The following is a 26,410-nucleotide window of genomic DNA, read 5'->3' on the forward strand; positions in this document are numbered from 1 at the left end:
AAATGACAAAATGATTATTTTCAGATTTTGATGGAACAATTGAAATACATTCAGATCCTGAAATAACTAATAAAAATGTTAAATTTTTAAAAGAATGAGTTAACAACGGTAATAAATTGGTGTTGGCGTCAGGTAGGTCTCACAGCTCTTTAAAGAAAAAGGCAAATTTCTACGGTTTACAACCAGAGTACTATGTCACAAACAATGGGTCATGTACATTTAAAAAAGATGGATCAAATTTAGAAGAAATTTTCATTGCAAAAGAAGATAGAAATGAACTTTTAAAATCCATGATTAAGTATGAAGATAGTTCTAATATTGTGTATGTAGTTTCGGAAGGGAAACGTGGGTTTTCATTAACAGAAAAAACTGAAGAAAACGCAGTGGAACATGATCATCTTGTTGAAACATTTTACAATCACGGTGTAGATAAGGAACGCGCGATTGTTGATGTTATTGAGAGAGAAGATCTTTATGGAATTTATTTCATATTAGATAAACCTCATGGTGGACACAAGATATTAAATGACTATACAGATCATAAAAACATTAAAGTAATTTATACATCAAAAAGATTAATTGAAATGATGCCAAAGCACGTTTCAAAAGCTAGAGGTATTAAAATAATTTCTAAGTTAGAAAATATCAAATTAGAAAACATTTACTCTGCTGGTGATTCTCAAAATGATATAGAGATGTTGCGGTTCACAAATAATTCATTTGCAATGAATGAGGGACACAACGACACTAAGAAAGCTGCTAAAAATAATGTAGATAATTTACATGATATAAAAAACTATATATAATATCAACAATTAAGGAAAAACCAAATGAACCCAACAGTGATGATTATATTTGGGGTAATAATTGTTGCAGTAATTGCATTCATTATTATTACTTCATTTACTTCAAAAAAATCTCAAAAAATTGAACAAGAAAAGAGAAAAAAAGTCGTTAGAAACGAAATCAAAGTTTGACTAGATAACGAATTCGGAGTTAGAAATGTTCAAGTTATTTATGAAACAGTTTATGCCAGAAAAGGTGCTGAATACAAATATAGAGATGTATTTGACGTAATCATTACCATAATGGAACCAAAGACTAATAAATTTGTTGAGAGAATGGCTGTTGAAGTTGAAGGAATCACTACACGTACTGATAAGAAAAAATATGATACAAAGTGAATTATCAACACTAGAATATCGTTAGATGACACAGAAAAAAGAATAGCTATTGCTGAGAAAAAAGTTAAGTTATCTAAGGTTGAAAAGAAAACCTTGAAGAAACAAGAAAAAATTGATTACAAAAAACAACGTGAGATTGACAAAGTTGAATACAAGAATAGAAAAGTTGAAAACAAAGATGCGATCAATAATAAAATTGTTAAACAAGATATAAAAGATCGCGGTGAAAAATTTAAACCAAGAAAATAATGCTTAGCATTATTTTTTTTATATAATCAACGTATGTACAACAAATTATCTGTCTCTAAAGAAGACTTTAAATCTTATTTCACAAACTGCCAAAAGCTTGCATGATTTTTTTCTAATAAAGAAAATTTCTTTGAAGGTGTTAGGCTGAAAAGGGAAAAGATTTATGATTTTGATGCATCGATAAGCACTGAAGAAAAGGATTTTAATTCATCAGTTAGTTTTGATATTCTTACTGAATTTGAATTTCTATTTGAAGAAGGTGTTGTTTTGGATCCAAAGCAACAAGAAAAAAAAGATGCTTTGATGGAACAATTTTCAAGTGATAATGGATTTTCAATTGAGGCTTTCAAAGGGAAACAAATTGAAGATGGTTTACTTGCCGGTTTACTTGCTCAAGAATATTTTGAACTTAGACTTTATCGTGAAAACAAGGTTTTTAAAGAAAGTAAAGTTTCACTTAACTTTGAGTCAAAGAAAATGAGCACAGTACTGACAGATGAAGTCGAAGAGGCACTGAAAGACAATAATATTAAATACTTATATGAACCAGCGTTTTATGCTCTTAATGGGATGGTTAAAACAAGATGTGACATATTAATCAACAAAGGTAATAAACATGTTGAGATAGTTGAGGTAAAGGCTGTTTCTAAAACAAAAACAGAACACATATTTGATGTTTATTACCAAAAAAAAGTTTTAGAATTATGTGGGTACATTGTAGACAAGGTTTATTTACTTAGATTAAATAAGGAATACATTGCCAATCGTAATGCTGGATATTCAGATTACGATCCAAAACTTATGCCCGAAATTGTCTTTGATGATTTCAAAGATTTGATTGAAGAAATGAAATTGATAAAAGATATTCCTGAGGCAGAAAATGTTGATGTTGAAATAGAGGAATTATTTGTTTTAGATGATCGTGGTGTGAACAAATCAAAAGGTGAACTAGTGACACTTGAGTTTTCAATTGACTGTTTAGAAAAAACAATGAATTTTGAAGAGAGCATTAATGCAATTAGCGAGTATCTTCAAAAACCGAATTTGGAAAGTCAATATTGTTCAAAACTATCTTTGAAAGTTAAAAGTGAACTCTGAATGCCGGAGTTAAGAGCTTGTTCTCACGTCTTCAAACACATGGATTCAAAACATAATATCTTAACTTTAAAAGGTTCAAGAAAAAGTGTTAACATGGAGTTTGTTATTGAAACAGGGATAACAGATTTAAAAGAAATAGACAATGAAATAATTTATAAAGATGGCCACAAATTATTTGATTCATCAAAACCCAAAGAACAAATGAGGGTGTTGATGCCATATTTAAATGGCAAGAAATACAAAGTCATAAATCCTGATGGATTAGAATTAGTAAAAGAAGAATTGTTAAATTATAAAAAATACCCAGTGTATATGTATGACTTTGAAACTTCAACTTGGGCAATTCCAAAATTTTCAGGAACTAATTCTTATCAACAAGTTCCATTTCAGTATTCAATTGATGTTTTAGTAGATGATAACTTTGATGTTAAAAATAAAAAGTCATATAAACACTATGAGTTTTTATCAAAACTAAAAACAGATCCGAGAAGGAGTTTTGTAATAAATTTCATAATTGATTCATTTTCACAAGGGCCTGGTATTTATGTTGCATACAATATGTCATTTGAAAAAACAGTATTATCAAAACTGATGCATGAATTTCCAGAATACATAAAACCATTGCAATACATCTATAATAACACGATTGATTTAATGTATTTCTTTAACAAGAGTGCACCAAAAACTGACGCAAATCCAATGGCATGTTTAATGTATCATCCTGATTTTAAAGGTTCATATTCAATAAAATATACTCAACCAGCGTTATACCCAGATCTTAATTACAATGACTTAAAAGTTAATAAGGGTGATAAAGCTTCAGAATTATTCAGACAATTTATTGATGGTAAGATTAGTGAAAATACGTATGCAACAGTTTTATATAATGATATGTTAATCTATTGTAATAGAGACACTGCTGCGATGGTTGCATTATTGCAATCAATAATAAAGTTAGTAGAAGAGGAAAGTAAGTAATGAAAATAATATTTTGTGGAACACCAAAAATATCTGCCGATATTTTAAAAGCGATTAATGAAAATCCTGACTTTGAAGTAGTGGGAGTAATCAGTCAACCGGATAAAGAAGCAAATAGAGGTATGAAACCCAAACTTAGCAAAGTCAAAGAGTACTCTTTGGAGAATGGTTTGAAATTATTTCAGCCAACTAAAATGCTTGATATTGTTGATGAAATAAAAGAATTGAATGCGGATTTTTTAGTAACTTGCGCTTTTGGAAAAATAATCCCAGAATCTTTTTTGAACCTATTTAAAAATTGTCTAAATTTCCATGCTTCACTATTACCCAAATATAGGGGTGGATCACCAGTTCAACATGCAATTATGAATGGTGAAACTAAAACCGGAATTTGCTTGATGCAAATGGTTAAAAAGATGGATGCTGGTGGAGTGTACTGTTCGCGTGAAGTTACAATTGCTGAAAATGATGACAACGGAATTGTGTTTGAAAAATTAACAGAAGTTGCTATTGAAATAGTTAACACAGACTTATTAAATGTTTTAAATGACAAATATAAAATAAAACCACAAGATGAATCTGAAGTAACTTTTGCATATAATTTAAAAAACGAAGAAGAAGAAATAGATTGGAAAAGACCTGCAAATGAAGTGCACAACTTTATTCGCAGTCTAAAACCTAAGCCACTAGCGTTTACATATTTGGATGGAGTTAGAATAAATGTGATTGAGGCTGACTTGCCAATGGTTGTTCCGCTAATTGCTCTACCGCCAGGAATAATCTTTATGATAGAAAAAAATGGTATGTTGGTTTCGTGTGGAGGCGGATTTGTTTCTCTAAAAGTGATTCAAAAAGAAGGCAAAAAACCAACAGAAACTAAAACATTAAAAGGAAATAGTGAATATATTCACAAGCAATTTAAGATATAATTATTAAGACAAAAGGGGACATAATATGTCAGTAAACGATTTAAGACCAGGAACTACATTCATTTATGAAGGAAACTTATTTGTAGTTGTTGAACAATCTTTCTCTAAATCAGGAAGACAACAAGGAAAAGTATCAGCAAAAGTTAAAAATATGAGAACGGGAGCTAGAGTTGATATTACATTTACGGGTGGTGAAAAAGTTCAAAAAGCCATGATAGAAAGAAGTGATATGCAATTTTTATACAACGATGGGGAAAACGTTGTATTGATGAACACTGAAACTTATGATCAAGTTGAAATTTTGGCTAGCAAATTAACATGAGAATTGAAATTCTTAGTTGATGGAGCAATGGTAAAAATGACTTCATTCGATGAGGAAATTCTTGGAATTTCACTGCCGGACAAAATTGAATTGACAATTTCTGAAACAGAACCTGCAGTAAAAGGCGACACAACAAGTGGTGCGCAAAAGAAAGCAACTTTATCAACTGGATTACAAATCCAAGTCCCTTTATTTATAAAAGAAGGTGAAAAAATTATAGTTAGTACAACGGACGGAAAATATTCTGGGCGTTCAAATTAGAGGTATAACATGTATTTAAATGTAAAACAAACAGAAAAAGGTTCAATCAATATTTCTGAAACTGTTATTGGTGGGCTACTTAAAGATCAAATTAGTAGACCAGTCTTAAAGTCAGTTAAGAACTTTGAAATTAGAGTGTTTATCTCATCGGATAGAAGTATCTATATAACAATCAATGTGTTTCTGTCTAAAGTTGAAGAAACTATTACACTTTCAGAAACACAAATTGTTGCAACTGTAAATTCAACAATTAAAACATTAACAAAATTAACACCAAAAAATGTTGCTTTTGCATACATAAAAAAATAATTCACCACACTTAGTGGTGTTTTTTATTCATTCGTTAATCAAACATGTTGGATTAACCACTAATTACAATAAAAATAAATTATAATTATATTTGTATGATAAGTTCGATAAAACAGTATAAGAAAGGGGAAGTCAGTTCAGTCCAAGACAAATTGACTCCAAATGAAATATACAAAACTCAAAATTATGGAAAAGAATCTTTGGATTTAATTTTTGACTATGAATTAAATAATGATTATGACTTTAAACTATTGATTTCGTCATATTCAAAAATTGAACTATTAGATAATAAAAACATCTACAAAAAAGAATTAATTAAATTTTGAGAACATCAGTTCAATCAAAAGTTTTCTAATTTTTGAAATGTGTTTTACAACATAACAAAATCAAGAATTGAAAAAGAAAATAGCAGAAATCAATCACCAATCAACAATTGAGAAAATAGACTAGGTATTGAAAAGAAATTAATTGATCCAATAGATTTTAGAATTTCACTGTTAGAAAAAAGTGGAATGGCAAATACAAATGTAAGTAGAAAAGACATTGTGAGTTCTAACAATGACATTGTTGAAAACAATACATTGAATGCGATGAGGTCACCATTTCTAACAAAAAGTGCAGAAGAGACACATGTAAAAAACGTTGATTCAGCAGGTAACATTAATATGTCAGAAAAAAGTACTGAAATTAATCAGGCACCAGATCCACACTTATTAGAATTTTTATATGGTAACGATGCTGAATCAAAACTAAAGAAAAAATCAATAATTAACGAAAAGAAAATTGAAGAAATACAAACATTAGCAGACACTCAACGTAAAAAAAAGAAAGTAAAACAAAGAGAAGCTGAAGCAAAAGTGGCTGAAGAAATTATTGATAGACTAGCCACGGTTAATCTTGATGATTTTTATACATACTCAAAATCAAATTCCTACACTCACGAGTTCTTCACAGAAGAATTTAAAAATAGTTTAAAAGGTCCTAGTGACTCGGAAGAATTAGATAAAAATTATTTTGATAGACCAAATTTTTTAGGAATTGATGATAAACAAAACATTGTTGTTGTACACGAGGAAGACTCCACAAAGTATCAGCTTGCGCATGAATTGTTTAGAAGAGAAGAAGTCTCAAGATCTCCTCAAGTCATATTAAAAGAAAAGATGCCTATAATAAACAAAAGTATAAGCAAAAATTCAATGAATACAATTGATGCTAAAAAGGAAGTTTTAAAAGAATTAAAACAGGAAGTTGAATATAAAAGACAACTACATAAACTAAACATAAAAAATAGCAAAATTATAAAATTAAGAAATGAACAAAGTGCAAGAGAAGAAGAAAAACTTCAGGAGCAAAGAACTAAGCTAAAAAATAAGTCGATTAAAGAATATAACAAAATAAGTTCAATTGAAAATGAAATTCAATTAGATAAATTGATTAGTAAAAAATCAGGGTTAACCGGTAAAAAGAAATCTAAACTAAAACAAGAAACACATGAAAAAACAACAATTTTTGAACAAATAGAAATATTTGAAATTGACTCTCAATTAATTGAAACTCAAAATGCAATTGCAGACATTGATAAAAACATTAATCAAAAATAATAATAGAGGTTAAATATAATATAATTATTTTATCTACTAAGGAGAAATTATGAAATTTAAGGAAAGAAAAGAATTATCAACAGGTCAAGGAATTTGAACAGTAACTGTTGATGGAAAAGAATGAGGAGAATTTGTTGAACGTGGTAAAAACAAAGTTAGAAAATCCGTTTCAGTTCCAGGATTCAGAAAAGGTAAAGCACCAGCTGTAGAAATCGAAAAATTTGTTACAAGCGATAGATACTTAAGAGAAGCAATGGGGTTATCAATTGCACCGTTATTTGATTTTGCTAGAGAAGAAAAAAAAGATGTAGAACCATGAAGTTCGCCATCACCAAAGCCAATTAAAATTTCAGATACTGAATTTATAATTGAATTTATTTTTGACTTAAAACCAGCAATTAAAATCGGTAAGTACAAAGGATTAAAATCAAAAACATTAGTTAAAACTGATCCCGTTGCAACTAAAGAGGAAATTGATGCGTCAATTGATGCGGAAAGAAATAAATTAGCTCTTGAAAAAACAAAACCAGCAACTGCTTCAGTTGTTAAGGGTGATGAAGTTGTATTTGACTTTGAAGGATTTGTTGACGGAGTGCCCTTTGACGGTGGTAAAGCATTAGATTACAAATTAATTATTGGGTCAGGACAATTCATTCCAGGATTTGAAGATGGAATGATTGGCAAAAAACTTGGTGAAACATCAATTGATGTTAAGTTTCCAAAAGATTACGATGCTAAACTTGCAGGTAAAAAAGCGACATTTAAATTATTAATTAAAGAAATTAAAGAAAAAATATTGCCGAAAAAAGATGATGAATTAGCTTTAGATATTAACGTTAAAGGTATTACTACGCTTGCTGAATTGGAAGCTCATGTGTCAAACAAAATCGTTACACAAAAAGAAATCAATATGAAAAATGCATTTGTAAATGAAGTTATTGAATTAATCAAACAAGATTCAAAAATTGAATTACCAAAATCATCAATTGAATCAACAATAGATGATTTATACAGAGAATTTGAGGGTAATGTTTTACGTCAACAAATTACAATGAAAGATTACATGAAACAAACTGGTCTAACAAGAGAAGCAATTAGAAGTGAATTAACTCCAGATGCTATAGCTAGATTATCAAGTTTCTTAATTACTGATGAAATCAGAAACAATGAAAAATTTGAAATTACAGATTTAGAAATTAACTCAGAACTTAAAAAATTTGCTGCAAACTTCGGAATGGAAGTTGAGTATGCTTTAGATAAATTTATAACAAAAGATCAAATTAAAGAGCAAATTGCAAAAGAAAAAATTGTGGACTTTTTATTTGAAAATAATGGATAATATCCATTTTTTTATTTTTTGTGACGTTGTATATAGTGAGGTAAGTTAATATAAAAGTTATAATTAATAGAATAAGCAATAAAAATAAAATATCACAATAAGGAATAGGGGAACATGGCTGAGTTACTAAAAAATAAAATTAACTATGAGTTAATTAGCGAATTGGCCGCAAGAGTTAAATCAGTGTATGAACCATTTCAAACACACAACTTTATAAATGATGTTATTGATAAAACATGAGAGCGAACTGAATTAAAAGCTAGAATAAGAAAAATTACAATAAATTTATATAAGTATTTACCCAATAAATTTGAACAAGCAATTGATATTTTAAACGATACCATAATCACGTACCCAAATGGATACAGTGCATTTGTATTGATGTCTTTTCCTGATTATGTTGAATTATATGGTCAAGGTGATAGTGATTGAGATTTGTCAGTTGAATCTTTAAAAAGATATACACAGTACTCAACATCAGAGTTTGCTGTCAGGGCATTTATTTTAAAAGATGAGAAAAAAATGATTCAACAAATGATCATATGATCAACTAGTGAAAACGAACATGTTCGCAGACTTGCAAGCGAAGGATGTAGGCCTCAGTTGCCGTGAGGTAATGCATTAATAAGTTTTAAGAAAAACCCGACACCAATTTTAGATATTTTGGGAAACTTAAAAAATGATCCGTCATTATATGTTCGTAAAAGTGTAGGAAATAATCTAAACGACATTTCAAAAACACATCCTGATTTAGTTGTGTCAATTGCAAAATCTTGATACGGAAAAAGTAAAAATACTGATTGAATAATTAAACATGGTTGTAGGACACTTCTAAAAAAAGGTAATAGAAGTATGCTTGATATTTTTGGATTTGAAAGTTCAGATTATGTAACAATTACAAATTTTATTTTAAATAATTATGTTTTAACAATTGGAGAAGAAGTTGTTTTTTCTTTTGATGTGATTGTCACAGAACAATCAAAAATAAGAATTGAATATGAAATAAACTATGTAAAAGCTAATGGTAAGTCTAGGTCTAAGACATTTCAAATATCAGAATCCATTTTGAGAAAAAATAATAAAAAAACAATAAAACGAAAACACTCGTTTGCAGATTTGAGTACAAGGAAGCATTACCCAGGAAAACATTCAATCACACTAATTTTAAACGGTGTAAAACAAGGCACGATTGACTTTGAAATTTTTGCTAATAAAAAGATGGATTTGTAGAACAAATAAAATAAATAAATATTTTTTCCAACCTTAGCACTTAAATAACACAAGTGCTAAATTATGTGTTAAAATTATCTTGTAATTTAGGAGGTACGTATGAACAAATTACCAGTATTGATAACTAGAGGAACATTCTTGTTTCCCAAAGTTCAACATTCAATTGAAATAGGTAGAGAGAAATCTATAGCTGTTTTAGCTGAGTCTACAAAAACACATAACAACAAAATTCTTATTATTTCACAACACAACCCGTTAGAGGATGATCCTGATTTAAAAGATGTATTCACAGTTGGGGTTGTTGCAACATTTTCAACTAAAAAAGTTTGAAAAGACAACACACAATCAATTCTAGTTTCACCAGAAGATAGAGTTACAATAAAAAACTTAGCATACGAAGGTGGGTTGCTATATGCAGAATATGATGTTGTACCTACAGAAAAAGGCAACAAAGAAACAGCATTAGACATGTTTAAAGTTATAAAAGATGCAGCAGTAGGTGTTGCGGATTTTCCAGAAAATATTGATATGTTATTAGAAGATGAAAAAATAGCATCAGATCCAAACGTATTGGTAGATTCAATTGCTCAAGTTATTTCATTTATTGGAGTTTCAAAAAGACAAGAATTATTAGAAGAATTTGATCCAATTAAAAGAATGGAAATAATAACAAAACTATTAATTGAGAAAAAAAGTACTTCAGAAATCGACACAGATATAACTAAAAAAATAAAATCAAATGTCGATGAACAACAAAGAGAATATTACTTAAGAGAAAAATTAAAAGTAATAAAGGAAGAACTTGGCGACTTGGATGGTGAAGTAAATGAGCTGAACGCTTACAAAAAAAGACTTGAAGAAGAACCTTTTCCAGAACATATTAAAAAAAGATTATTAAAAGAAATTTCAAAATTAGAGGGTATGCACGCTTCTTCTCAAGAAGCTAACGTTTTACGAAATTACATTGATTGAATGATGGACATTCCTTGATATGAAAGATCAGATGACAACTTTGACCTTGAACATGCTCAAAAAGTATTAGATGGAGATCACTTTGGTCTTGAAAAAGTTAAAGAAAGAATCATCGAATATCTTGCGGTAAGAAAAAATACACAAAGTGTAAAAGGGCAAATCATTACATTGGTTGGTCCTCCAGGAGTTGGTAAAACATCACTAGCTAAATCAATTGCTAAAGCAATGAACAGAGAATACGTAAAAGTATCTCTTGGTGGAATACGTGATGATGCCGAAATTAGAGGACACAGAAAAACTTATGTAGCGGCAATGCCAGGAAGAATTATCCGTGGAATGAAAAAAGCTAAAGTTCTAAATCCGTTGTTCTTATTGGATGAAATTGATAAAATGGGTTCAGATCAAAAAGGTGATCCTACAGCAGCAATGTTAGAGGTGTTAGATCCAGAACAAAATTCACAATTCTCTGATCACTTTATTGAAGAAGAGTATAACTTATCAAATGTTGCATTTATCGCAACTGCAAACTACCCAGGTGACATACCAGAAGCACTATATGATAGAATGGACATCATTCAGTTGTCTAGTTATACGGAAATTGAAAAAATTGAAATTGCAAAAAATCATTTGATTCCAAAAGCTTTAAAAGAATTTAACATTACTACAAAAGAACTTAAATTTAAAAAAGAAGCAATTGAAGAAATGGTTAAATATTACACAAGAGAAGCTGGTGTAAGGCAACTAGAGAGATTGATTGCGGCAGTTGCTAGAAAATTCATTGTTAAAAAATTGAAAAATGAATTAACAGAAATGACAGTAACTCCAGAAGTGATTAATGACTTATTAAAAAAACGTATATTTGAACACAGTAAACAAGCGGAAAAATCAGAAGCTGGTGTAGTTACTGGTTTAGCGTACACACAATATGGTGGAGACATTCTACCAATTGAGGTTACACACTTCCCAGGTAAAGGTGGCCTTGTTTTAACTGGTAAACTAGGTGATGTTATGAAAGAGTCTGCAACTATTGCATATGATTTTGTAAAAGCAAACTATAAACGTTTCCAAATCCCAAAAGAAGTTTTCCAACAAAATGATGTACATATTCACGTACCAGAAGGTGCTGTTCCAAAAGATGGACCAAGTGCGGGTATTGCAATCACTACAGCTATAATCTCTTCACTAACTAACCAAAAAGTGTCAAGAGAAATTGGTATGACTGGTGAAGTTACACTTAGAGGACTTGTCTTACCAATTGGTGGATTAAAAGAAAAATCTATTGCTGCGCATAGATCGGGATTAAAAACTATTGTAATCCCATCTCAAAACGAAAAAGATTTAGATGAAATTCCACAAATTGTAAAAGATAACTTAGAAATAAAATTTGCTAAAAAATATGAAGAAGTATATGAAATTGTTTTCGGTACAAAAATATCTGAATACACAACTGAACTTCCAATGTTTAAAAAGAAAGAAGGCACAAAACAAACAACAAATTAGTCAGAAATTTCTGACTTTTTTTATTCCAATAAATTTGAAAATTTAGTTTGGGGTATAAAATTTTATAAAAAACTATAAAATTAAATTAATTAAGTTGGAGACAAAATATGAGTATATACATTAAAAAAATTAACGAAACACTAAATATGGTTATCAAAAAACATAAGTTAGTTGGAAATGTTATTATCGAAAAAACAAGAGATGCGTCAAAAGGTGACTTTGCAACAAACTTTGCAATGATTAATTCTAAAGCAAATAATTTAAAACCTAGAGAATTAGCTGAATTAATAGTTTCTGATCTATCAAAAGAAAACGTATTTAGTAAAGTTGAAATTGCAGGACCAGGATTTATTAATATGTTTTTAGACTCGTCTTTAAATAGAGAAATTCTAGTTGAAGTAAACACAAAGAAAAAAAAGTATGGTTCATCTTCAAAAAGAAACTTTAAATACAATTTAGAACTTGTATCAGCTAATCCTACAGGGTATTTACACGTAGGGCACGCACGTAATGGAGCAATTGGTGATTCTGTTGCAAGAACACTTAAGTTTGCTGGATACGACGTCGAAACAGAATATTATACAAATGATGCAGGTAATCAAATTAACATATCTGCATGTACTTTATTTTTCCACTATAAAAACTTATTAAATTCTCCAGTTAACAAACCAGAAGAAATGTATGGTGGTGATATGTATATTGAAATTGCGAAACAATTACTTGATAAATTTGGTGATAAATATATTAAATTTGACATATCAGAAGATAACAAAATAAACGATAGCACAGTTCATGAGAAATTTAAATCTGAATCGATTACATTATTTATGATAGCAATTAAGCAACAACTCCATGATTTTGGTGTTGGAATAGACTTGTTTACAAGTGAACAAGAAATGTACGATAAAAATATTATTGAAAAAACATTAGACGTTTATAAAAGCAAAGGAAAAATTTTTGAACAAGAAGGTGCACTTTGATTGAAGACGACTGAATTTGGAGATGACAAAGATAGGGTTCTTAAAAAATCAAATGGCGATTACACTTATATAACTCCAGACTTGGCTTGTCACCATGTTAGATTCAACAGATCAAAAGCAAATAAATATGTAAACTTTTGAGGTGGAGATCACCATGGTTATATTAATAGAGTTAGATCTGGTTTAGCATTGTTAGGACATGATTTCAATGCATTAGATATCGATATGATTCAAATGGTTCGATTGATGAAAGATGGTGAAGAATTTAAAATGTCGAAACGTAAGGGAACTGCAATTTGATTAATAGATTTAGTCGAAATGGTAGGTAAAGACTCCGTAAGATACATGTTGTTAAGCAAGACACCATCATCACATATGGACTTTGATCTTGATGTTGCGGTTCAAAAAAACTCAACAAACCCAGTTTACTATGCACAATATGCAACGGCAAGAAGTTTTAAAATTTTAGAAAAAGCTAAAGCAGAAGGGTGAGAGTTCAACGCCTCAAAAGCTGAACTATTGGTTGAAACAAAAGAAAAAGAATTGATAATGTTGATTGATTCATTCGAAAAAGAAGTTAACTATTCAGCTGAATCGAGATTACCAAATATAATATGTGAGTTTATCCAAAACCTAGCAAGAAGATTTCATTCATATTATTCAGATGTAAAAATATTTGAAACAGAAGATAAGGAATTGAGAGATCAAAGACTAAATTTAGTTTCTGCAGTTCATCAAGTATTATCAAATTCATTTGATTTAATTGGGATTGAAGTAATGAACAATATGTAAAAAAGTGCTTTTAGAGCACTTTTTATATTTCTAAAATTTTAGAACATTTAGCAATTTGATTTAACTCACTTAGTGAAATTTCAATCGCACTTTCTAAAAGTCTACATGCGAAATTGGCCAGTTTTTTCTTACGACGATCGTCTGTTTCATATTGCAAGATATCACTTTTTGAAAAACCAGTAACTCCTTGCTCTTTGTATTTTTCATATTTAACGCTAGTGTTATTAACTGTGAAATATTTCTTTGCAAATAAATCATTGTTAGTAATTAATAGTTCAATATTTTTTGGTGTGAAAAATAAAAATGTATTTTTTGTATCGTTTTTCTCAACTGCATATATTTCATTGAATTCAATCGACTCAGTATTGGCTTTCTCTAAACCAGTGGAAGTTCCTTTTTTAAATGAGAAGTCACCAACCAAGTTAAATTTGTTTGTTGATACACTTGCTGAAGTATGTGTAGTTATATATTTTTTTTGTTCTCTAGTGCCAAAAAAATCTGGTGCATCACCAAATAAAACAGATAGGGCAATAGAACCAACTACAGAAGCTCCAGTACCAACGTCATCAACTGCATTCTTACCTGAGTGCTTTGATTTTTTATGTACAACTTTATCAATATCAACTCAAAACTTATTACTTGAATATTCATATTCAATTTTAGACCCACTATAGTTGTTTAAATTAACGTGCAACACTTTTATATTTCTGTGTTTTTGTTCAATAATTTCTTTTGCAGTTGGGCTTAATAATTCGGCAAGCTTTTCACCTTGCTTAACATTTAACCTTGTTAGGTGATAAATTGCTCTTCAAAAAATGAATAACCAAGCAAATAATACTGGTAAAAATATAACAAAAAATATCATTGTATTAAGTTGGCTTAAATCATAATCTTCATTAAGTGGAATAATGTTAAAAAGTATAATTAACAAACAAGGACCCAAAAGAGTAAGGAACAATACCACGCAAACAAGTAAATAAAGATAACCTTGTAATGTAGGTTTTGCTCCAAACTAACCAGAGTTATCTTTGATAATATCTTTAACTTTTTGCTTTGTATCTTTATCTAAAACAACCATAATTATCCCTTTTGAGTTATTTTATATAGTTATCCAAAAATTAAAAGTGAATTGCATAACTTTAAAACCATTTTTTAATTTCAAATTTAATCTAATTTGGTATATAATTTTAAGGTATTTATACATTGTTATTATTAAAACCCATGAAAGAATATAGCTTTGTATAAAACGTAAAATAAATAGGGGTATACAATGGTTTCAAAAAAAGATAAAGAAACGTTGGTTAAGAAATTTGGTTCAAACCAAAAAGATACTGGAAAGACAGAAGTGCAAATCGCAATTTTAACTGGACACATCGCAAACTTAGCTGATCACTTAAAAGAAAACAAAAAAGATATTACATCAAGAAGAAGCTTACTTAAAAAAGTTGCTCAAAGAAGAAGATTATTAAATTACTTATTGAGCTGTGATGTAAAACGTTACAAAGAAATTATCAAAAAATTAGAATTAAGAAAATAATTCAATTAATAAATGTTGACAACTAATTTAGTGTTGTTTATATTTATTTATATGCGGGTGTAGTTTAATGGTAGAACTTCAGCCTTCCAAGCTGACTGTGAGGGTTCGATTCCCTTCACCCGCTCCAAAAGAAAACTAATTGCAACCTTTGGTTGCTTTTTTTTATATAATTTTATAAAAGGTATTATTTACATGAACTTAAAAAGAAGAAAAGAAAAGACACTGAACACAGTTGAGTTACGAGATAGACAATTAATTACTGACTTTGGTTGAGTAACATTGGCAATTGCAGTAGGTGTTTTAATTCCAGGAATTATTATGTGATTATTGTTTGGTTATGATTTTAGCTTTTCAGTAGAAGTGACAATCGGAAGCAACGGTGAATTGTTTAGAGCAATAACTACAATCATTGTTTTAATAACATCAACAATATCAGCGTTGTCATTTTATTTTTTAAAAATTTGTAAAGCAGATATATTTTTATTTTCAATTGCGTTCTTTTCAATTTATGTGGCATTCTTTTATACTGGTCAAGTATTTAAAGGAACGGGCGGTAAAGAAGTTATATTTAGATTTTTAATATCACTTGCTTCAGGTGCTGTTGGAACAATTATTGGAACAATGTTGTCTTGATATGTTGTTAACCTTGAGTATAAAGAAGAAGAAGAAATGACTGAAATTCTAAAAAGAAAAGAAGAAAACAAAGAGTCTTTATCCGCAAAAGAAATTAAAAAAGTTAAAAGACATGAAATGCATGAATATAAGTTGCAAGCACAACAAGAACACGATCAAAAAATATTAAATATTTTAAATAGTAAGGTTCAATCAAAATTACAACAAGAAGCTGAATTGGTTGATGCGCTTAATAAGAAAGAAGAGCTAGAGAGGCAAAAAGATAAAGATAATATATAATAATATTAATTAATAAAAGGTGGTGGATTATTATGAAAAACAAACATAAATTTGATGGACTATATCAAATTGGATGTATCATTAACATCGCAATGAACTCAATAGCTTTAGCTATTTTTGGGTTTTTATTTCTTTTTACTGTGTTTCCGCTTTTGTTACTTTTTGGTAATGATACAGGTAATGATGGGGGTGCCAATATAATTGGTGGATTTGTCGTCCTTATATTTATGTTGATACTTATGTTGGTGTATTCTGTTTTAAGCATAATTAGTATTGTTTTTTCAGCAAAAGAATTAAAATCTAAATCTACAAGTAGATATGTTGTAAATGGAGTTTTTGGAATAATAACAAACTTAATTGGTGGAATATTAATTCTATGTGCTGAAAAAGAAGCGGATACAACTAGTCCTGTAAAAATTGAAACAAAAGAAGAAACAAAAATTGAATAATAATTAATAGACTAAACGATTGTTTAGTCTTTCTTTTTTGTCAAAACAAATTGATTGAAATATTTTATCTCCAGTTACTTCAAACATGTAGTTTGCTCAAAGCGATCAAAGAATATCTTGATATTTTATTTCAAGATTTAATATTCTTTTTTCTTTTATTAATCCTTTCTTGATTGAAATATTTATAAAATATTTAATTAAGTCTTCATCATCGTTTAGTGTTTCGCATATAAAACTCGCAACATCAAAATATATATTGTTGTATGAAACAAAATCGTAGTCTATTAATTTGATGTCGTCTAAACCATTGAAAAGAATATTTCCAGGAACCAAGTCATTGTGAGATAAAATGTATTCTAATTCATCTAATTCTACAAAAATATTCAAATCTAAATCAATAGGGAACAGAGGTTCTTTGATGTGATTGATAAATCATTGTAAATAATTCAAATGATTAAATAATTCTAAATTTTTAATTTCAACTTCGCGTATTGATTTGATTCCGTCTGAAACCAGTTCGACAATGTTTTTATCAATCTTAAAATGACTAATATCTTTATAAGATTTTAGGAATGGAAATGTTGATGTCATAATTTCATTTTCAAAAGAGAAATCAATTGGCTTAACAAAAATGGGTGAATCTATTTTTGTTAATTCTTTTAAAAAGACAAATTCATTTTGTTTATTTAAATAAACTGAAGTTAACTTCTTAGAAGTTTTTTTAACAACTTCATTTATAAGTTCAACCTTATTTGTAAATCCGTCCATCATTTTATTCCTCAACCAAATTATAAAGTATAATCATTCCATGAAATCAAAAACAATTTGAATAGCTACAACTAATGAAGGTAAGATAAATAACTTCAAAGGTATAATGTCTAGCTACAATATTAAATCTATTAAAGACCACGATGATAGTCTTGATATTTTAGAGACTGGAATTACATTAGAAGAGAATGCGATGATTAAGGCAAAGACATTTGCTAATTTAATCAACCAAACTGTGATTTCAGACGATTCTGGGCTTTTTATTGAAGCATTAGGTAATTTCCCTGGTGTTTATTCTGCTAGGTGAGCTGGTGAGGGTTTTTCAGATTTAGAATTATGTGAAAAGATTATAGATAAACTAAAAGAAAATAATCTTGAAGCTAAAATAAATAAAGCTTCAATGAGAACAGTGGTTGCATACTATGATCCTGAAAAAAATATTGAAAAAATATTTAACGGGAGAATTGATGGTGTGATTACAAAAACAATTAAAGGTGAAACGGGTTTTGGATATGATTTTATCTTTGCACCAAACGGTGGAGAAGGGAAAACATTTGCAGAACTTGGATATGATTTTAAAGTTGAACATAGTCACAGAAAACTGGCTGTTAATGAACTTATAAATTTTTTAGAGGAAAATGGAAATGAGTAGAAAAATAAATGTTATTTTATTTGAACCAGAAATTCACAGCAATGTCGGTTCAATTATGAGAACATGTGCATTAACTGATGTCAAACTTCATTTAATAGAGCCATTCGGTTTTGTATTTGATAAAAGAAATTTTGCAAGAAGTTCAGCTAACAACTTTGAAGGTTGCGAATATGTTAGATATGATGACTGAACTGATTTTCAAGAAAAAAATAAAAACCCTAAAATATTTTGCTTAACAAGATATGGTAAAAAACCAATATCTGATTTTGACTTTAAACAAACAAACGATGAAATTTTCTTGATGTTTGGAAAAGAATCAACAGGAATTGATAAAAATATTTTGAAACAAAACAAAGAAAATTGTTTTAGATTACCGATGGTTGATATTGGTAGAAGTCTAAACATATCAAACACAGTAACTGTTGCTGTATATGAAGTATTAAGACAATGAGATTATTTAAACCTTTCAAAAGTAGAAGTTGAAAAGGGTGAAGATTATCTAGATAAACTATAGGAGGCCAAATGAAATTTACAGATTACGAGTTTAAACAATTTATTAATGATTCACTAGATGAATTAAAATTTGAGAGCCCGACATTAATTCAACAAAAAGTAATTCCGTTATTAAACAAAAAAGAATCTGTAATTGCGCAATCTCAAACTGGTACAGGGAAAACCCATTCTTTTCTTTTACCAATAATGAATAATTTTGATTTTGAAAATCTTGCAAAAATACAATGTGTAATTATTACCCCAACTCGTGAATTGGCTAGACAAATATTTGCGAACGTAAAACAAATCATTAAATTTAATCCAGAAATTAAAGCTCAATTATTAATTGGTGGAGAAGAGTTAAATTCACAAATTAATAATTTAAAAGTACAACCAACAATTGTTGTGGGTACTCCAACAAGACTTAAAAGACTATATGAAGATAGACATTTAAAAATCACAACAGCTACAAGTGTTGTGATTGATGAGTGCGATATGATTTTTGATCTAGGTTTCATCGAAGACGTGGATTTCCTAATTTCAAAAATAAACAATAATGCAAAAGTTTCGTTGTTCTCAGCAACAATGAAAGAAGAGTTGAAGCCATTTTTGAAGAAGTACTTTACTGAAGCAACGTTCATTAATGTTGTTAAAGAAAACCCAATGAACGTCAACATCAAAAATATATTAATTTGAACTCGAAATAAAGAAAATAAGCTAATATTTAAAATACTTATGAATCAAATAAACCCGTATGTTTGTCTTGTTTTTGTTAACACAAAGCAACAAGTTCCAATAGTGATTGGTTGATTAAAAGAATTTGGAATTACAAATATTGGTGAACTCCATGCTGGATTAGATCCAAGACAGCGTACCAATATGCAAAAAAGAATCCAAAACATGGAATTCAAATGAATTGTGGCAACTGATATTGCTGCTCGTGGTATTGATATTGATGGGGTAAGTCACGTAATTTCTGTCGATCTACCAAACGAACTTGAATACTACATTCACCGAAGTGGTAGAACAGGTAGAAATAAATACTTGGGTGAAAGTTATGTTTTATTTAATTCACAAAACCAAAACTTAGTAGACAAACTAAAAGAAATGAATATTGAATTTAGTAATATGAAAGTATCTGAAGGCCAAATTGTTGACATTAAGGTTAGACAAAAAAAACAACATACAAAACCTACCAATACAAAATTTGATATTGAACAAGCAAAAATAATTAATAAGTTTAAGGGTGGAAAAATTAAACCTGGTTACAAATCAAAAAGAAAAGCTGAAATAGAAAAACTTAAAAAAGATGTTAGAAGAAAACATATTAAAGAAAGTATTGCTAAGATTAAGAAAGAAAGATATACAAAACGTAGAAAAGATTTATTTGATTCAGAAGGGTAGGTACAAGCATGGAACTAAGAGAAAAGGGTTTAGACCTTATTGTTTATTTAAAAACTGGAGATAAAATTTCAGATATTATCAAAAAAGTTGTAAGAGAATACAAAATAATAGATGCAAAGATTACAGGATATGGTTGATTACATTTCTTAGAATATGGCGTACTTGTTAAAAGCGATCCAATCTTTTCAGAAAAAAATCACTTAATTGAACTTGTGACTGTGGGGTCTTTAATTGGTCTAATTGCTGAACGTGAGATGGAGTTAATGGTAATTGCTTCAACAAAAAGCAAACAACACATCGGTGAGTTTATTAATGGTACTGTTGAAAATAATTTTTCAATCATAATTTCAATCATCAAAAATGATATTTAAAAATGAATTATATTCATTTTTTCTTTTTATTCCTTTAATTACAATTAATTACATTATTTATTAAGTATAATTAATGTAATTAATTGTAGGTAAACATGATCGGGATAATCTCAACAACATACTTCGAATTGAATGAAAGAATTCTTGAAGGTTTTAAATTAGAAAAAAAATACTGATGAAAAAATGTTGCTATTCAACAAGTTTCATATAAAGGTATCAAATACATTTTAATCACAACTGGAATTGGTAAAGCTAATGCCGCAATGGCTTTAACATATGTAACTGAGAAATTTCCAAAACTTGAATTGATATTAAATATTGATATTGCACTTTCAACAAATGAAAATTTTAAAACAGGTGATGTTGTTTTTGGTTCTAACTTTATATATCGTGATTCAGACTTAACGGTTTTTGAAGATGTTAAATACGGACAAATGTTAAATGAACCAGAAAACTATTCATTTACAAACGACTACATATCTAAAATAAAAAATTTCAAAATTGGAATGAATGAAGGGGTTGTAGGAACTGCAGATACTCTAATTTATAATTCAGACCAATTCAAAGAAATGATTTCAAAATTTGGTTACAGTATCGATATCATCGATAATGAAGCTGGGGTGTTAGCTCAAATTGCAAGAAAATCTTCAATTGACTTTATGGCCCTTAAGATTGTCTATTCTAATGCAATGTTATCATGAGAAAATGACCCGCTACATCACATTAGAATTCTTGAAGCAACAAACAAAATGAAGTATGTAATCATTAAATTGATGAACTTATTAGCACTTGATATCAACATTGATTTCAATGATTTAAACGATATGGAAGTAGAAGTGGTGAATGACTTATTTTACTTTTATGACACTGAATGAATTAAAAAATTCCACAGTAATGCAAGTTACTTAATTTCAGGAATGGGTCCATCACTGTTTATCACAGATAGCAAAAGACTAAATCCTGTTGCAGTTGAATTTGTATTAATGGATTGATCGAGATCAAATGATGTCCTATCTGAATCAAAGTCTGAAATGTCGTCGACATCTAAATTTTGAGCAAATAAGAAAAGGTATTTAGATTCAATACAAATATCTCCATCAAATATCTTGTTGAACAAATCAACTCGTTCAAATCCTAAGTCAAAAAAATTAACAATTGAAAATTATTCTAAGTTTATTGCAAAACAAATCGCGCTGAAATGTGAAAACAAAGATTATTATTCTTTTAATGGTGTGGTTATTTCAGATAAGAGCTTAGTTGTATCATTGCTTACACATCCTAACTTCTATATAACAAACACTAAAACTCATGAAATAATTCAAGATGCCAAAATAGCTAGAACGTTATTAAAAAATGAGTTTATTAAATATTTAACTTTTTACTTAGAGAAGATTAAGTCACCATTTAAAACAATAATTGCCTTTGTAAAAGTTGTGTTAGATAACGGACTAACTTTAGATATTAATATCGAAACCCAAAACAAGGTAAACCAAGAAATAAAAATTGGTAGTCCAGATAGAATAAACAATTCGTATGTAATTGTTGATATCGAAAGAGATGACTACGATCAACAATTGGTTGGATCAATAAAAATAAATATAGATATAAATAAATAAGGAACATCATGAGACAAGACGAAAAAGATGAATTAATGAAAACATTAGTAATTGACGCTTTCGTCGATTTAATGTTGGTTGGTGAACCAGAAGTAAGTGAACAAACCATTGATAACTTTTTAAAGGATAGATACTTTCTAGATAGGTATTTGAAATTGAAAAAATCATTTGAAGTAGAAATTGCGAAGAAAAAAAATCCAGCAAGTATTCCAAAAATTAATTTATCAGATAATGTCTATACAGCTAGATCAGTTAATAAAAATGATATAAACAGTATCCTTAAAAATGCTCGTGTACAAAATAACAATATGAAAAATAATTCTTGAACTGACCCACAAGATAAGTTGGAAGCTGAGATAATTGAAAAAGCTAAACAATCGGGTAAGAACGAATTTGATTCTGACGTATTAAGAGAATTAATATTGCATAGACAAAAAAATAAAAATAGAGATTCTAATATTGGCGTAGGTATTGCTGAAGCTGCAAAAGAAAAAATGAAGGAAATGAAATAGACATTTTTATGAAAACAGAAAAAGACATAATCAAAATTTCAGATGAGAAAGATTCAGCCGACGGAGCAGTTACTGAAGAAATTTTAGTTATGTTAGAAGAAACAAATAGTATTGTTTCTGCTGATGAAGTAATTGATAAAGACGAAATCAAACAATTAAGTAAACGCCTAAAACAATCTAAAATAAATAAAGATACTAGTACACTGGATGACGAATCACTTGTAATCAATAGTGAAGACTTAGAAGTTTTTCAATCACAAATGTTATCAAGACGTGAAAAAACACTTTTGATGAAACATTACATGAGAAATAAATTTGTTTTTGATTTAATGAAAGTAGCATTGTGTGCATTGCTTGTAACAATTACATTTGACTACTTCATCTCCATAACTGGTAAAACAGGGTTGTATCCTGCTGGAGTGGGGGCTTTTGCTAGGTTCTTTTCAATACTTACATCTGATAGTATTAAGATGCAATCATCATTTTACTTTGTATACTACTTTGCAATAAATATTCCATTAATTGTATTTGGGTTTATGAAGCTTGGTAAAAAATTTACATTGCTAACCGTCTTGTACATTGGTCTTCAAATTGCGTTTGACCAGATTATTCAAAATATACCATATATAAACCCAACTGACTTCAACTTCATTGTTAACTATCAGTTGTTAAATGGTAATGGAGTTTCTTGAAACAATGCCCACTGATTATTTATCTTTGCCTTAATTGCAGGATTGATGTTGGGATTTTCTTATTCAATTGTTTATAGACTTGGATCATCAACTGGTGGGTTAGATTTTGTATCAGTATATTTAAGCAGAAAATTCAAAAAGCCAGTAGGTGGTCTGAACAAAAATATTAACTTGTGTATATTATTTGTTGTTATATTGTTAAACACTTCTGTTATGCCAATTGCTGCAATAAATGGTGATATAAAGATTGATATTATTTTAAATGGTTCACAAGATTGAAGTAATAGTCCTAAACTATTAGAAAACATTGTTAGAACGTATGTAACAACAGATCCAAATATACTTGTAACTGAAAACGGTGTCATGTTAAATGATTTACTTTCTTCATTTATCCCAACTGGGGAAGAGCTATATAAAAATGTTGATCAAGTTGTATTTGCGGTGCTTGAATCTTTTAAAACAAGTAATTATTCATTAGGGATAGATATTAAAGATAATGTCTTTAAAGAAATGGTAATTGGTGCTTGTTTAAATGGATATGACGGAACTGGACTATCAACTGGTGCAATGGTCGGAATCAAAGCTAGATTCATAGTAGGACCATCATTGTTTGCATCTTTAGTGTTAATTTTATCTTCAGGGTTTGCAACAAACATGTCATACCCTAAATTCAAAATTTCAACATATGTTATCAATACAACACAATCAAAAGAAATCAATACTAAATTATTTAAATTAGGTTATCAAAATGATGTTTTACACTGAAATGGAATTAACCATATTAATGGTAATTACATACACACAGATATGCTGATGATAACGATGCCAGTAATGGAGTGAACACCAATTGAACGAGAATTATTCTTAATTGATCCTGAAATGAGAATTAATATAATTTCAACTACGGCCGTAAAAGGTATGTTTAATTATGAAGTTCACAAAAACGAAGACAGAGATGTCATCATTAAAAACCTACACGACAATTCAACTGAGGTTGAAAAAATCAAACAAATTGCGACTGTAAGATACAAAAAAATGCAGAGAGCCAAATTAAAAAGTAAAAGAAAATAGAACAAACATTAAAACTTGTTGACTTAAATAATAGAGATATATTCGTATATCTTTTTTCTTTTAATTGTAAGATAATAAACATATGAAAACGAATTCAGGATATTTTTTAATAAATAAACCTAAAGGAATGACTTCAAATGATTTGGTCCAAACAATAAAGAAAAGGTTCAACTTTGATAAGGTTGGGCATTCTGGAACGTTAGATCCACTTGCGAGTGGGCTAATGGTTGTGTTGATTAACCAAGCTACGAAAGCATCTGATTTTTTCTTGTCTTCGAACAAAGAGTATGAGTTTACTATTAATTTATTTGAAACAACTGCTACATTAGATTCGGAGGGTGAAATAATTGAATCTCAAAAACCGTTCAAAATTACAAAAAGTACAATTGAAAAAGTGGTTAAAAAATATAATGGTTATATGTATCAACAAATTCCACCACTTTATAGTGCAATTAAAATTGATGGAAAAAAATTATACGAATACGCAAGACAAAACAAAGAAGCACCCGAAGTTAAACCAAGAGAAGTTTCAATTTTTAGTCTAAAATTGGACAATTATAATACTGAAACAAATCAAATTTCACTTACTGCCAATTGTTCTAAAGGAACGTATATTAGATCACTTGCATTAGATATTGCAAAAGAGCTAAACACAATTGGATATGTTGCGCGTCTTCACAGGACTAAATCAGGTAAATTTGAAATCAAAAACTCAACAAACTTAAATGACGTTAGGTTAGAAAACATTTTCACAACATATCAAGGCCTAATATTAAATGAATATCCAATCTATGAATATAAAAATACAAAAGACATTTACCATGGAAAGTCTATAAAAATTAATGCAAAAGAAGAAACAATCTTTTTAAGTAACTCAAATAATGAAGTGCTTGCTATATACACAAGGGTTGCAAAGGGTATTTACAAATGCAAACGAGGCCTTTGAGAACAAAATGATACCAATATGACAATTGCACAAAAAGCGGAACTGTATGGCGAATAATATAATCAAAACAATTCTTCAAAAAAATGATGAATTTAAATTTAAAAATAATTCAAATGTAATTTGTATTGGTAACTTTGATGGGCTACACCCAATACATCAAAAAGTTATTTATAAAACAAAAGAAATAGCTGCTGATTTAGGTTATTCTTTTTCAATTTTTACTTTTGAAAAGAAAATAAACCCATTGAAAGATACATTTAACATTTTTTCAAATGAATTGAAAAATGAAAAAATATGTGCCCAATTTAATCCAGATTACATATTCGAGTTGAAAATAAATGATGCAACCATTGCTACAACAGCAAATGATTTCTTAGATTATTTAAAAAATAATCTATGTGTTAAAAAAATTGTGGTTGGATCTGATATTAAGTTTGGACACAAAGCACAAGGTAACTCTGGTTTATTAGTTGAAATATTTGGAAAAGAAAATGTAATAATTTTTGAAAGAGAAGCTAAAATTTCTACAACTAAAGCTAAAGAATATTTAATTTCATCTAAATTTGAAAAATTCAAAAGTGTAATGGGTTACAACTTTAGAGTTGAGGTATTAAATGAAAACAAAAAATATAAACTAATTAGCAGCGGTTTTAAGGTTAAAAACGGACTTTATAAAGTTGCTATAAATAATGTTGAATATGATGTTGAAATAATAAATTATGTGGTTAATATTCAACTAGATAAAGAAATACAATTTTTAGAAATTATAAAATTAATCAAGGAGATTTAATAATGGGGATGAAAATGATAATTAATAACCTATATTTAGGTGACAGAAAATCCGCGCCAAGAGATAGTGAATTAATAATTTCATGTGCAGAAGAAATGTACATTGGAGATAATGAAGTAAAATTTAATCAAACAGGCAAGGTAACCTATGTTAGTTTTGAAGATTATCCATATAATTTGGATATAAATCTTGTTAGAAAAGCTGTTAATGAAATTGAAAATAATGTAGACACCAAGAAAGTTTATGTACATTGCTTATGAGGGATAAATAGAAGTGCTTCATTGGTGTTTATGTACATGGTTAGAAGCAAAAATATAATAGCTGATAGTTATGAAGAAGCGCAAAAACAATTTTGAAAAATCTATCCAAATCATTCACCAAATCCAGGTTGAAAGAGTTTTTTGAAAACTAACTACCCATATAACTTCTAATTAAATAATAAAAAAATAGAATT

Annotated in this window: 26 protein-coding genes and 1 tRNA gene; 25 read left to right on the forward strand and 2 right to left on the reverse strand. The window is 28.9% G+C overall.

Going from position 1 to position 26,410, the window contains the following annotated elements; all coding sequences use genetic code 4:
• Positions 1-2: 2 nt before the first annotated feature.
• The 11 genes from AACL07_RS01825 (at position 3) to argS (ending at position 13,744) form a co-directional block, all read left to right on the forward strand.
• Complete coding sequence (locus AACL07_RS01825; protein ID WP_338984153.1) at positions 3-806, forward strand: HAD-IIB family hydrolase; 804 nt, start codon at positions 3-5, stop codon at positions 804-806.
• Between the two features lie 24 nt (positions 807-830).
• Positions 831-1,433 (forward strand): hypothetical protein, encoded by a 603-nt coding sequence (locus AACL07_RS01830; protein WP_338984155.1) that lies wholly within the window; start codon positions 831-833, stop codon positions 1,431-1,433.
• Between the two features lie 33 nt (positions 1,434-1,466).
• Positions 1,467-3,509, forward strand: a complete 2,043-nt coding sequence (locus AACL07_RS01835; RefSeq protein WP_338984157.1) for a DUF2779 domain-containing protein — start codon at positions 1,467-1,469, stop codon at positions 3,507-3,509.
• Entirely contained in the window at positions 3,509-4,438 is a 930-nt protein-coding gene (fmt, locus tag AACL07_RS01840; RefSeq protein ID WP_338984159.1) for a methionyl-tRNA formyltransferase, read from the forward strand. The genes AACL07_RS01835 and fmt overlap by 1 nt, the downstream gene beginning before the upstream one ends.
• A gap of 25 nt (positions 4,439-4,463) precedes the next feature.
• Positions 4,464-5,021, forward strand: a complete 558-nt coding sequence (gene efp, locus AACL07_RS01845) for an elongation factor P (RefSeq protein WP_338984162.1) — start codon at positions 4,464-4,466, stop codon at positions 5,019-5,021.
• 9 nt (positions 5,022-5,030) lie between these two features.
• The gene (locus tag AACL07_RS01850; protein ID WP_338984165.1) at positions 5,031-5,330 is read left to right on the forward strand and encodes a hypothetical protein; all 300 of its coding nucleotides are present in this window, start codon (positions 5,031-5,033) and stop codon (positions 5,328-5,330) included.
• A 95-nt stretch (positions 5,331-5,425) separates the two neighbouring features.
• Entirely contained in the window at positions 5,426-6,931 is a 1,506-nt protein-coding gene (locus tag AACL07_RS01855) for a hypothetical protein (protein WP_338984167.1), read from the forward strand.
• Positions 6,932-6,980: 49 nt separating this feature from the next.
• Positions 6,981-8,270 (forward strand): trigger factor, encoded by a 1,290-nt coding sequence (tig, locus tag AACL07_RS01860; RefSeq protein WP_338984169.1) that lies wholly within the window; start codon positions 6,981-6,983, stop codon positions 8,268-8,270.
• Between the two features lie 114 nt (positions 8,271-8,384).
• Positions 8,385-9,500, forward strand: a complete 1,116-nt coding sequence (locus tag AACL07_RS01865) for a DNA alkylation repair protein (protein WP_338984171.1) — start codon at positions 8,385-8,387, stop codon at positions 9,498-9,500.
• 99 nt (positions 9,501-9,599) lie between these two features.
• Positions 9,600-11,972, forward strand: a complete 2,373-nt coding sequence (gene lon, locus AACL07_RS01870) for an endopeptidase La (RefSeq protein ID WP_338984173.1) — start codon at positions 9,600-9,602, stop codon at positions 11,970-11,972.
• A 107-nt stretch (positions 11,973-12,079) separates the two neighbouring features.
• On the forward strand, positions 12,080-13,744 hold the full coding sequence (gene argS, locus AACL07_RS01875) for an arginine--tRNA ligase (RefSeq protein ID WP_338984175.1): 1,665 nt from the start codon (positions 12,080-12,082) through the stop codon (positions 13,742-13,744).
• Positions 13,745-13,766: 22 nt separating this feature from the next.
• Here argS and AACL07_RS01880 read toward each other — a convergent pair whose 3' ends face one another.
• Entirely contained in the window at positions 13,767-14,609 is an 843-nt protein-coding gene (locus AACL07_RS01880; RefSeq protein ID WP_338984177.1) for a hypothetical protein, read from the reverse strand.
• A gap of 405 nt (positions 14,610-15,014) precedes the next feature.
• Here AACL07_RS01880 and rpsO point away from each other — a divergent pair, with 405 nt between their 5' ends.
• The 4 genes from rpsO to AACL07_RS01900 all read left to right on the forward strand — a co-directional run bounded on the left by rpsO (position 15,015) and on the right by AACL07_RS01900 (position 16,642).
• Entirely contained in the window at positions 15,015-15,281 is a 267-nt protein-coding gene (gene rpsO / locus AACL07_RS01885) for a 30S ribosomal protein S15 (RefSeq protein WP_338984179.1), read from the forward strand.
• A gap of 53 nt (positions 15,282-15,334) precedes the next feature.
• Positions 15,335-15,408: transfer RNA gene (locus AACL07_RS01890), tRNA-Gly, on the forward strand.
• 65 nt (positions 15,409-15,473) lie between these two features.
• A complete protein-coding gene (locus AACL07_RS01895) occupies positions 15,474-16,193 on the forward strand; it encodes a DxFTY motif-containing membrane protein (protein WP_338984181.1) in 720 nt (239 codons plus the stop codon).
• A 32-nt stretch (positions 16,194-16,225) separates the two neighbouring features.
• Complete coding sequence (locus AACL07_RS01900; RefSeq protein WP_338984183.1) at positions 16,226-16,642, forward strand: hypothetical protein; 417 nt, start codon at positions 16,226-16,228, stop codon at positions 16,640-16,642.
• A 3-nt stretch (positions 16,643-16,645) separates the two neighbouring features.
• On the opposite strand, the gene AACL07_RS01905 is transcribed toward AACL07_RS01900, so the two are convergent.
• On the reverse strand, positions 16,646-17,413 hold the full coding sequence (locus AACL07_RS01905) for a phosphotransferase family protein (RefSeq protein WP_338984185.1): 768 nt from the start codon (positions 17,411-17,413) through the stop codon (positions 16,646-16,648).
• A gap of 37 nt (positions 17,414-17,450) precedes the next feature.
• Between AACL07_RS01905 and rdgB the strand changes: the two genes are divergently transcribed.
• From rdgB to AACL07_RS01955, 10 genes are all read left to right on the forward strand, one after another.
• Positions 17,451-18,062 (forward strand): RdgB/HAM1 family non-canonical purine NTP pyrophosphatase, encoded by a 612-nt coding sequence (gene rdgB / locus AACL07_RS01910; RefSeq protein ID WP_338984186.1) that lies wholly within the window; start codon positions 17,451-17,453, stop codon positions 18,060-18,062.
• The gene (locus AACL07_RS01915; RefSeq protein ID WP_422397423.1) at positions 18,049-18,576 is read left to right on the forward strand and encodes a tRNA (cytidine(34)-2'-O)-methyltransferase; all 528 of its coding nucleotides are present in this window, start codon (positions 18,049-18,051) and stop codon (positions 18,574-18,576) included. The genes rdgB and AACL07_RS01915 overlap by 14 nt, the downstream gene beginning before the upstream one ends.
• Positions 18,577-18,584: 8 nt before the next feature.
• Positions 18,585-19,958: a DEAD/DEAH box helicase gene (locus tag AACL07_RS01920; RefSeq protein ID WP_338984189.1), complete on the forward strand. Its 1,374-nt coding sequence runs from the start codon at positions 18,585-18,587 to the stop codon at positions 19,956-19,958.
• A gap of 8 nt (positions 19,959-19,966) precedes the next feature.
• On the forward strand, positions 19,967-20,329 hold the full coding sequence (locus AACL07_RS01925; protein ID WP_338984191.1) for a hypothetical protein: 363 nt from the start codon (positions 19,967-19,969) through the stop codon (positions 20,327-20,329).
• A 95-nt stretch (positions 20,330-20,424) separates the two neighbouring features.
• On the forward strand, positions 20,425-21,945 hold the full coding sequence (fib, locus tag AACL07_RS01930) for a cytoskeletal motor fibril protein Fib (RefSeq protein WP_338984193.1): 1,521 nt from the start codon (positions 20,425-20,427) through the stop codon (positions 21,943-21,945).
• Positions 21,946-21,953: 8 nt separating this feature from the next.
• Complete coding sequence (locus AACL07_RS01935; RefSeq protein WP_338984195.1) at positions 21,954-22,457, forward strand: hypothetical protein; 504 nt, start codon at positions 21,954-21,956, stop codon at positions 22,455-22,457.
• An 8-nt stretch (positions 22,458-22,465) separates the two neighbouring features.
• On the forward strand, positions 22,466-24,220 hold the full coding sequence (locus AACL07_RS01940; protein ID WP_338984197.1) for a YitT family ABC transporter: 1,755 nt from the start codon (positions 22,466-22,468) through the stop codon (positions 24,218-24,220).
• A gap of 82 nt (positions 24,221-24,302) precedes the next feature.
• The gene (gene truB / locus AACL07_RS01945) at positions 24,303-25,223 is read left to right on the forward strand and encodes a tRNA pseudouridine(55) synthase TruB (protein ID WP_338984199.1); all 921 of its coding nucleotides are present in this window, start codon (positions 24,303-24,305) and stop codon (positions 25,221-25,223) included.
• The gene (locus AACL07_RS01950) at positions 25,213-25,956 is read left to right on the forward strand and encodes a hypothetical protein (RefSeq protein WP_338982793.1); all 744 of its coding nucleotides are present in this window, start codon (positions 25,213-25,215) and stop codon (positions 25,954-25,956) included. Before truB ends, AACL07_RS01950 begins: the two co-directional genes overlap by 11 nt.
• A gap of 8 nt (positions 25,957-25,964) precedes the next feature.
• Positions 25,965-26,387 carry a dual specificity protein phosphatase gene (locus AACL07_RS01955; RefSeq protein WP_338982795.1) on the forward strand — a complete coding sequence of 141 codons (423 nt, stop codon included), beginning with the start codon at positions 25,965-25,967 and terminating at the stop codon, positions 26,385-26,387.
• Positions 26,388-26,410: the final 23 nt, after the last annotated feature.

Origin of the sequence: Spiroplasma endosymbiont of Othius punctulatus (genome assembly GCF_964019505.1) — a bacterium.
GTDB lineage: Bacteria > Bacillota_I > Bacilli_A > Mycoplasmatales > Mycoplasmataceae > TIUS-1.